Source organism: Streptomyces sp. NPDC037301 (assembly GCF_055602785.1).
The window spans coordinates 19,879-27,866 of sequence record NZ_JBVJWD010000070.1; the positions used below are offsets into that span (position 1 = coordinate 19,879).

10 protein-coding genes are annotated in these 7,988 nt (G+C 67.3%); 9 read left to right on the forward strand and 1 reads right to left on the reverse strand.

The annotated features are described in order from the left end of the window. Positions 1-487 precede the first annotated feature (487 nt). The 6 genes from ACZ7IB_RS44555 (at position 488) to ACZ7IB_RS44580 (ending at position 5,210) form a co-directional block, all read left to right on the forward strand. Positions 488-703, forward strand: coding sequence for a hypothetical protein (locus ACZ7IB_RS44555; protein ID WP_470920752.1), 216 nt, complete (start codon positions 488-490; stop codon positions 701-703). After that, a complete protein-coding gene (locus ACZ7IB_RS44560; protein ID WP_470920754.1) occupies positions 700-1,608 on the forward strand; it encodes a sigma-70 family RNA polymerase sigma factor in 909 nt (302 codons plus the stop codon). Before ACZ7IB_RS44555 ends, ACZ7IB_RS44560 begins: the two co-directional genes overlap by 4 nt. Then, positions 1,605-2,492 carry a hypothetical protein gene (locus ACZ7IB_RS44565; RefSeq protein WP_470920755.1) on the forward strand — a complete coding sequence of 296 codons (888 nt, stop codon included), beginning with the start codon at positions 1,605-1,607 and terminating at the stop codon, positions 2,490-2,492. Before ACZ7IB_RS44560 ends, ACZ7IB_RS44565 begins: the two co-directional genes overlap by 4 nt. Positions 2,493-2,688: 196 nt before the next feature. Next, complete coding sequence (locus tag ACZ7IB_RS44570; protein ID WP_470920757.1) at positions 2,689-3,096, forward strand: peptidase inhibitor family I36 protein; 408 nt, start codon at positions 2,689-2,691, stop codon at positions 3,094-3,096. Between the two features lie 381 nt (positions 3,097-3,477). Then, a complete protein-coding gene (locus ACZ7IB_RS44575; RefSeq protein ID WP_470920759.1) occupies positions 3,478-4,731 on the forward strand; it encodes an IS256 family transposase in 1,254 nt (417 codons plus the stop codon). Further along, on the forward strand, positions 4,728-5,210 hold the full coding sequence (locus ACZ7IB_RS44580) for a hypothetical protein (RefSeq protein ID WP_405691485.1): 483 nt from the start codon (positions 4,728-4,730) through the stop codon (positions 5,208-5,210). Before ACZ7IB_RS44575 ends, ACZ7IB_RS44580 begins: the two co-directional genes overlap by 4 nt. Before the next feature lie 463 nt (positions 5,211-5,673). Here the strand turns inward: ACZ7IB_RS44580 and ACZ7IB_RS44585 are convergent, their stop codons facing one another. Further along, on the reverse strand, positions 5,674-6,576 hold the full coding sequence (locus ACZ7IB_RS44585; RefSeq protein ID WP_405682330.1) for an IS5 family transposase: 903 nt from the start codon (positions 6,574-6,576) through the stop codon (positions 5,674-5,676). A 66-nt stretch (positions 6,577-6,642) separates the two neighbouring features. Here ACZ7IB_RS44585 and ACZ7IB_RS44590 point away from each other — a divergent pair, with 66 nt between their 5' ends. The 3 genes from ACZ7IB_RS44590 to ACZ7IB_RS44600 all read left to right on the forward strand — a co-directional run bounded on the left by ACZ7IB_RS44590 (position 6,643) and on the right by ACZ7IB_RS44600 (position 7,805). Further along, entirely contained in the window at positions 6,643-6,927 is a 285-nt protein-coding gene (locus ACZ7IB_RS44590) for a hypothetical protein (protein WP_470920761.1), read from the forward strand. A gap of 225 nt (positions 6,928-7,152) precedes the next feature. Then, positions 7,153-7,389 carry a hypothetical protein gene (locus tag ACZ7IB_RS44595; protein ID WP_470920763.1) on the forward strand — a complete coding sequence of 79 codons (237 nt, stop codon included), beginning with the start codon at positions 7,153-7,155 and terminating at the stop codon, positions 7,387-7,389. 68 nt (positions 7,390-7,457) lie between these two features. Next, a complete protein-coding gene (locus ACZ7IB_RS44600; protein WP_383074037.1) occupies positions 7,458-7,805 on the forward strand; it encodes a response regulator transcription factor in 348 nt (115 codons plus the stop codon). Positions 7,806-7,988: the final 183 nt, after the last annotated feature.

Below are 7,988 nucleotides of genomic sequence, written 5' to 3' on the forward strand. Positions count from 1 at the left end.
GCGGGGCATCTCTACCCTGGTCGGCGCTGTGCTGCTGGTCTGTTCGCCGGTGCCACTGTCGGTGCGAGGGGGTACGGTCGTCCCGGTCTGTTCTGCAGACCGCTCTCGCCTGGCCTTCTGTAGCGGCCAGGCGAGAGCAGCGGTGTGCCCCCTGGTGGTTCTCGGCACGGGGACACGGCCTTCCGGACGGGAAGGACCGACGCCATCGGCGTCCTTGTTCTATTGGCGTTGGTCCGGCGGGCAATTGCAAGGAAAACCCGGAACTTCGCCCTGAAGGGACGTCGGGGAGTGACTATGTATGGCTACGCAGAGCCGCGGTGAGAGGTTCAGCGCTCCTCATGTCCCTTCCGTGCCAGGGGCATTGTTCCGCGAATCCATGATCACGTGGCGTGTTCACGTGGTCGCCCTCCATGATGGTCCGACTCTCGAACGGCGATTCGGCACCGCCGCCGGGAGCTTCCGGACTTGGTACGAGGGAAGGGCTTCGATGTCCAGGGAACAGGTATTAATCGTTGTCGCACTGCTCATGGTCTTGGCCTGGAGCGTGCTGATGGCTGCGATCGGGCACGTCGCCGCGGTCGCCACGCTGGTTCCGTCACTTGTCCTTGTCGTGCAGCAGATCGTCCAGGCGGCACGTACGGACGCCGGTCGCCGTGCGAGTGCCGCGCCGACCGGGGACCCGGGTGAGGAGCACACCGGGTGAGCGCGCATTCCGAGCAGGCCCAGCAGCCCGAAGACATCTCGCCTGGCAAGCCGGGCCGCAAGCTGGGGCCGATCGCCGACAGTGTCGGCAGCGCCCACCGGGCATGGCTGGAGCCGCTGCGTAAAAACTTTCTGCGCAGCGGACTGACCATCAGCGACCTGAGCGCCCGTACAGGCTGGGCGAAGTCCAAGATCTCCGAACTACTGCGCGGCACCGGCCTGTATCCGAGGTGGGAAATCACCTACAGCCTGCTGCAGGAACTGAACATCCCGGCTTGGCCCATGCGCCGCCTGTGGTCTGCGGCCGCACTCGAAGCCCAGAAGAAGCCGGACTGGATCGACCGGTGCATATACAGGCAGGTACTGTCGACCGGCTCCGACCGCCCGCCACTGGAACACCGCGCCTTCTCCGAGCTACAGCGTGGCGCGTACGAGGCCTACGCGGGCGTCTTTCTCAGCGGAGACGAAGAGTCGCATCAGGCCGTGACGGAGGCTTTCGACATTCTCTGGCTGTGCTGGGACGAGGCCCTGGCCAGTTCAGATGTCGTGAAGTTCGCCTGGTCTGTGTTCCGGCGCAGTGTGATGGCCCGTGCCCGTCACGTGGACGGTCGGCCCGAGTTCGTCATGGCCGCGTTCGACACCGTCACACTCAGCACCCTGACAACTGACGAAGCACGGTTCGCGCAGGTCGAGGAAAGCATCGCGCTGTTCAAGACGATGAGTCGGCTGCCCGACCACCAGCTCGACGTCATGGTCCTGCGGCACCTGCGCGGCATGCCTACCTCCGCCGTGGCCGATGTCCTCGGCGTGCCGACCGCGGCTGTCCGCTCCGACGAACGGCATGCCCGGCACGCCCTGGAGATCGCCCTTGGCCCTGACAACGACTCCGAAGGGAACGCCCCATGACACGCATCGGTGAACTACTGACCCGCGCTCTGCTCCTCGACGAACCCAGCCGCCCTAACGACATCGTCCCCCGAACGGCAGTGGAGACGCCGCCGATGGGCAACGCGCCCGAAGCGGCACCCGGGTCCGGCGACCGGGACGCACTGGCCGCTGTGGCAGTACGTGACCTGCATGCCCTTTGCGAAGTTCTGGTCTCCCAGGCACCGGCATCGGCTCTGCAGGGATTTGTGACCGAGCAGCTCCCTGCTCCCCCAGGTGCCCGGGTGCTGGGCTGCGTCCTCCAGCTCGCCGACGCCGACGACGGCGCCCGCTCCTGGTGGCAGTACGCAGCCGGAGCGGGCGACAGGGCGGCCTCGTACTGCCTGTACCTGCATCACCTCTCACTCGGGGAGAGCGACGCGGCAGCGTGGTGGTACCAGCAGACGCAGATCGACACCTGCCCGGAGCCCGACCACACATCCACATCCGCACGCACGCAGGCCGCGAAGAGTTCGCATTCCCTGAAGGTCCCGGAACCGATCAAGAACCTCGACACCAGCACTCCCACCGTGCTGCGGGTCTTCAGGAACCTCATGAGGCGGGCTGACCGTCCCCGCACCGAAGTCGTCGACGCCTTGATGCACTACCTGCCGACCGCCGTCGCCGTCGGCTACGTCAACGACGAACCGGACATCGACCTGCCCTTGCCCGGCCCGGACTTCGCCAAACGCATCAGCGTGCTGCTTGCCGCCGCGGGCAGCATCAGTGGCGTCCCAGGGGCAACTCGGCAGCAGGCCGCTGAGCCACCACTTCAAAGCCGTCAGGACCATCGCGCGCACGAGGGCAGCGCTGAACACGAACGCTCAGAGGAGGTGACTGAGGAGGTGGTACGAGGATGCCGGTAAATCAGAATCGCTATCAGGCCAAAGCCTGCGCGCACGACGGTCGGAACGTGGCGGCGAAGCCACCGGCTCACAGCCGGGGTAGCTGGGCCGGCCTGCCGTGTTCGCGCCCCGGCACGCTTCTTCCGCGCTCCTCTGGCGGAGTGAACGCGCAGGAGATCGCCCGCATCCGGCCAGGGCGGCCGGGGAGTCTGGTGCCGTGATCAAAACTGTGAAGCGTGTCGCGGCCTTCGCCGCCCTGGCCCTCATGCCGCTCGCCGTTCCCGCCACCACCGCCTCCGCCTCCTCTCCGGCCGGCGGGGTGCAGGCGGCGATCGACTGCCCGTCCGGCTACGTCTGCATCTACCCCGAGATCAACTTCGGCGGCCAGCCCTGGGTCCGTCGCGCCGTCGACGGCGGCGTCAAGGACTTGCCCTCCGAGATCCGGGACCGGGGCAGCTCTGTCCGGAACAATTCCAACCGAACCGCCCGCATCTACGAGAAGCGGAACTACTCCGGCCGCTGGGTGTGCGTGACCCGCAGCGGCGGCTCCATCCACGACCTGCGCGGCTACAACCTCAACGACCAGACCCGATCCCTGAAGATCAACCGCAACGACTGCGGCTGACCCGGCCGCCCGCGGTCTGTGGCAGGACGACCTGGGCTGCTGCCCCTCACACCGGGGCCCGCGCCACCCCAGAGGGTGCGGGCCCCGGCGACACCCGGCGGAAGGAGCCGACGGTGGTGCCAGGCCCGAAGCCCACCCCCTTCCCTGGCTGACAAATGCTGCGCCCTCCGGTGGAGCCGATGCTGGCCCAGCAGCGGCGTGGCCGTTTGTGGCACTCAGCGGGCCGCGTCGAACTGGCGCACCACCTGGGGGGCAAGGAGCAATGCTCAAGACCTGTGGATCGGGGCTCGGGTGGCACGCGAGGGGCGTACCTTCCCGAGTGATCGATGGAAGGTCACCGAGTAGGCCGGCGTTCGCAGCGCCGGTCGGGAAGGCACGCCCGTGCTCACGGTAGTCAATGCTGACGGTTCCACGCCAAACAGCTCCCTGATCGACGAGATCGTCCGAGAGGGCGCGAGACGGATGTTGGCCGCTGCCCTGGAGGCGGAAGTCAACGCTTACATAGCCGAGCTGGCCGGTGAGCGGGACGAGAGCGGTCGCCGCCTGGTCGTGCGAAACGGCCATCACCAGCCGCGGAAGGTCACGACCTCCGCCGGCGTCGTCGAGGTCAAGGTCCCGCGCGTGAACGACAAGCGCATCGACGAGGCCACGGGCGAACGCAAGCGGTTCTCCTCGGCGATCCTGCCGCCCTGGGCAAGGAAGTCCCCGAAGATCAGCGAGGTGCTGCCGCTGCTCTACCTGCACGGCCTGTCCTCCGGCGACTTCGTGCCCGCACTCGAGCAGTTCCTCGGCTCCTCGGCCGGCCTCTCGCCCGCCACCGTGACGCGGCTGACCGTCCAATGGCAGGCCGACCACAGGGCGTTCATGGACCGCGACCTGTCCTGCACCGACTACGTGTACGTCTGGGCGGACGGCGTCCACCTGCGCATCCGCCTGGAGGAGGCGAAGGCCGCAGTCCTGGTGCTGATGGGCGTGCGGGCCGATGGCACGAAGGAACTGATCGCGATGACCGACGGATACCGCGAGTCGTCCGAGGCATGGGCCGGGCTGCTGCGGGACTGCGCTCGCCGGGGCATGCGGGCTCCGGTTTTGGCCGTCGGAGACGGCGCACTCGGCTTCTGGAACGCACTGAACGAGGTGTTCCCCGACACCCGCCATCAAAGGTGCTGGGTTCACAAAACGGCCAACGTTTTGGACGCGCTGCCGAAGTCGGCCCAGCCTGCGGCCAAGCGCGCGATCCAGGAGATCTACAACGCCGAGGACAAGGAACACGCGGCCAGGGCAGTCCGCGCCTTCGAGCGGGCCTACCAGGCGAAATACCCCAAGGTCGTCAAGCGGATCACGGACGACGAGGACGAGTTGCTGGCCTTCTTCGACTTCCCCGCCGAGCACTGGGTCCATTTGCGCACCACAAATCCGATCGAGTCGACCTTCGCCACGGTCCGGTTGCGGACGAAGGTCACCAAGGGCGCCGGCAGCCGGGGTGCCGCCCTCGCCATGGTCTTCAAGCTGATCGAATCCGCGCAGGCCCGCTGGCGCGCGGTCAACGCACCCCATCTTGTGGCGCTGGTGCGGGCCGGCGCCCGTTTTGAACGCGGCTATCTCGTCGAGCGCTCCGAGGAGGCCGCCGCGTGAACGGCCCCAACGGCGCCGATGACCGTTCCGCCGAGAACGAGCACCAGCGATTCGCCCGCTACCTGCACGAGCTGGCCGTCGTCCGTGACGAAGACGAAGCCGATCTGGTGACCAGAATCCTGCGCGACTCGGACACGACGATGGCGCAGTCGGCTATCGTCCGCCACCTCGACCGTCATGCGGCGCAGCTGCTGGCCGACGAGGGGTTCACCGCCTGGGCCCGCGCGATGGCCGAGATCAGCGCGGAGCGGGAGTTCCTCGCCCGCCGTCTGCGCGAATGGGCCCTGCTGCGGTCAATCACCCTGGGCGAGCCGTGGGGCTTGGAGGAAGTCACCACCGGATCCGACTGGTTCCAGCGCAAGGCCGTCGAGACCCTGCCCTCACCCGCCGTCCTCACCCTGCTCGCCGAAGCCGGAAGAACCCGACGGGTCCGAGCCGACGCCAGTCGCCGACTGCGTCAGGGACACCACCGCGACTGACTTGATCCACAGGTCTTGACTATTCCTCCTCGGCCCGCATTGGGACCAACACCCGCCTCGGCAGGGGGTTTTCTTTACGCTCCGCAAGAGTCAGGTCGCCTGGCTCCTCCGCAGGCCGGCGAACTGCCACCTGCCACATGTGCTTCGACTGGATACTCGAGCCAGTGGCAGGCTCGTCCCATTCAGACTGGTGGATTCCCGCGGATGCGACAAGGTCGTGAGACACAGCGCGTCAGTCACCACCAGCCCGTAGAAGATGCCGTCCGCGACCAGGACCGCGGCGGCGAAGGTGAGGGCCAGCGCCCGGCCGACCCTCCATAACCGCAGTTCCCGTTCATTCGGGGATCGTGACTGGACGCCGTCGCGAGGCAGCCTGATGTGCTGGGCACCGCGATGGCCGTGGCAGCCGGGATGGCGTCCTTCGCAACCGTTCCGGCTCAGAGCCTGTCGGGTGGCCGATTGATTACGCTGCGATGTAGTCCTCGACGGTGTTGGCTCGTGCGGTCTTGCGGTGGGATTCATGGCTCCACCGCAAGGGCTGTCCGGCGAGCCGGACGAGCATCAGGCGGATCATTGCCACCTTGATCATGGCCTCGGAGGTCGCGGTCAGCCGTTCGTAGTCGCGGGCCAGCCGACGGTTTCGGACCAGCCAGCCGAAACTTCGCTCCACCACCCAGCGGCGGGGCAGGACCTTGAAGCCCTTGACGTCGTCGGTCCGCTTCACGATCTCGACGACGATGTTCAACGCGCCCCGGGCCCATGAAAGAAGCGTGGAATCCACGGAGTTGGCGTATCCGCCGTCGGCCCACACCAGACTGACCGTGCGGAATCCCTTCGCGAGACGGGCCAGGACGATGCGGCCTCCGGCCCGGTCCTGCACGGACGCGGAGGTGACCGCGACGACTAGCAGCAGGCCCATCGTGTCCACGATCACGTGTCTCTTCCGCCCTGTCGTTCGCTTGCCCGCATCGAACCCACGCGCCTCGCCGCCCTCGCTGGTCTTGATCGACTGGGCGTCGATCACGGCGGCCGACGGCTCGGGATCGCGTCCGGCCCCGATCCGGACCTGGCGGCGGAGCTCGTCGTGGACGCGGTCCCAGGTGCCGTCCCGGCGCCACTTGGTGAACCAGCGGTGGGCCGCGTCCCAGGGCATCAAGTCGCGCGGAAGCATCCGCCACTGGCAGCCCGAGCGCAGCACGTAGAAGACCGAGTCGAGCACCAGCCGGTCTCCGTACTTGCGTATCCCGCCGCCTTTTCGCAGGTCACGCGCGGGAAGGAGCGGCCGGACGATCTCCCACATCTCATCGGTCAGGCTGGACGGATAGCATGGGCCGCTGACGGCCTCGGAGTTGTCACACTGGCACACACCACGTGATCATTCCGGGGCCGTCGCCATGCCCGGAGGGCAGATCACGACCGTCACACTTCACGCATGATCAGCCACCCGACAGGCTCTCAGGTGCAGACTGTCAGGGCTCTGCTGTCCAGACCCCTGCTCACCCTGGAGGCCGACGCCCTGGTCATCCATGACCCCGTGTTCCTCCGCGAAGGCGCCCGGATCGCGCGCGAGCGAATCGCGGAAGCCAATCGGCTGGACTGGAAGGACGCCCAGGTCAGCTTCCGCATCGGCTACGACACGACCGAGCTGACTCCGTTCCGCGAACCGCTGAATGTGGAGGTACGGCTACGCGGCGACCGCTGCTTCGCCTCGGCCTGAAGGCTTCACCGCAGCACCTGGATCTGGTGCATCGCCCGCAGATGGGACCGGTCCCCGCAGTTTCCGGTGCCGGGCGACCGCTACCGAAGGATCCGGATCCGTGCCAGACACCCGGTGGACGCCCTCACCGCCCTCACCGAATGGGTCACGAGTTCAGCCGCTCCTGACGCCGGGCGCCCTCCTCATGGAACGGCAGGCGAGCCCTACTAGCGGAATTCAGGCGGGTTGTCCCGGTTCACGCTGATCAGTGGGGCAGGAGAGGGGGAAGAGAAGACTTTCCTGCGGGTGTTGGGCCTGCTCGATCCGGCCCGCCTGAGCACCGCCGCCTTCGCCTACCTGCGCCCCCTGCTGCCCGACACCAGCAGTGACCGCCGTGTCACGCCGGACGGGCTCGACGAGCGCGAACAACGCCGCCACGGTGCAATGCGCTTTCGAGCAGCACCCAAGCACATTAGGTTGTAAATGATTACCGCCGCACCCAGAGCCACGGGGGTCTTCCGGGGGAAATGCGGTGGTCAGGAAGGACCGGAATGACTGAACGGTCCAATGCGGACGGTCACGCCTGCGCCTACGGCCGGATGGGCGTACATCCGGTACGGGGCTTATGGAAGCTCAAAAGGCTGACGGACCGCGAACGGGAAGTGTTCCTTCTGGTGGGCACGGGTGCAGGAAACCGGCATCTTGCGCGGGAGCTGGGGATCACGGAGCGCACGGTGAAGGCGCACATTGCGCGGATCGTGGAGAAGCTGGAACAGCAAACGCGGCTTCAGGTCGCGGTGCTGGCCGTGCTCGCCCACGAGAAGCTGTGCTCCGATCCGCGGTGCGAGTGCCGTGAGACCGGCGTCCCACCGGGGTTCTCGGTGACGACGGCTGCCTGATGGGGGTGTCCGTGCCCGTGCGGAACGGGTGCGGACACCACTGTGTCCGGGGGCTGACGACACGGCAGATCAAGGTGTGCACCCCCTTAGCTTGACTCTGTCGGGGATCTTTGAGTTTCCCGGTGCGGCAGCGTGGTCAACGGGCATGCTCGGGTAGTTCCGCCGACCGATGCAGCTGTCGAG

Bases quoted from the DNA above. Each gene is read 5' to 3' on its own strand.
- ACZ7IB_RS44555 (WP_470920752.1), top strand. From the start codon at position 488: ATGTCCAGGGAACAGGTATTAATCGTTGTCGCACTGCTCATGGTCTTG.
- ACZ7IB_RS44565 (WP_470920755.1), top strand. From the start codon at position 1,605: ATGACACGCATCGGTGAACTACTGACCCGCGCTCTGCTCCTCGACGAA.
- ACZ7IB_RS44590 (WP_470920761.1), top strand. From the start codon at position 6,643: ATGATCAGCCACCCGACAGGCTCTCAGGTGCAGACTGTCAGGGCTCTG.
- ACZ7IB_RS44600 (WP_383074037.1), top strand. From the start codon at position 7,458: ATGACTGAACGGTCCAATGCGGACGGTCACGCCTGCGCCTACGGCCGG.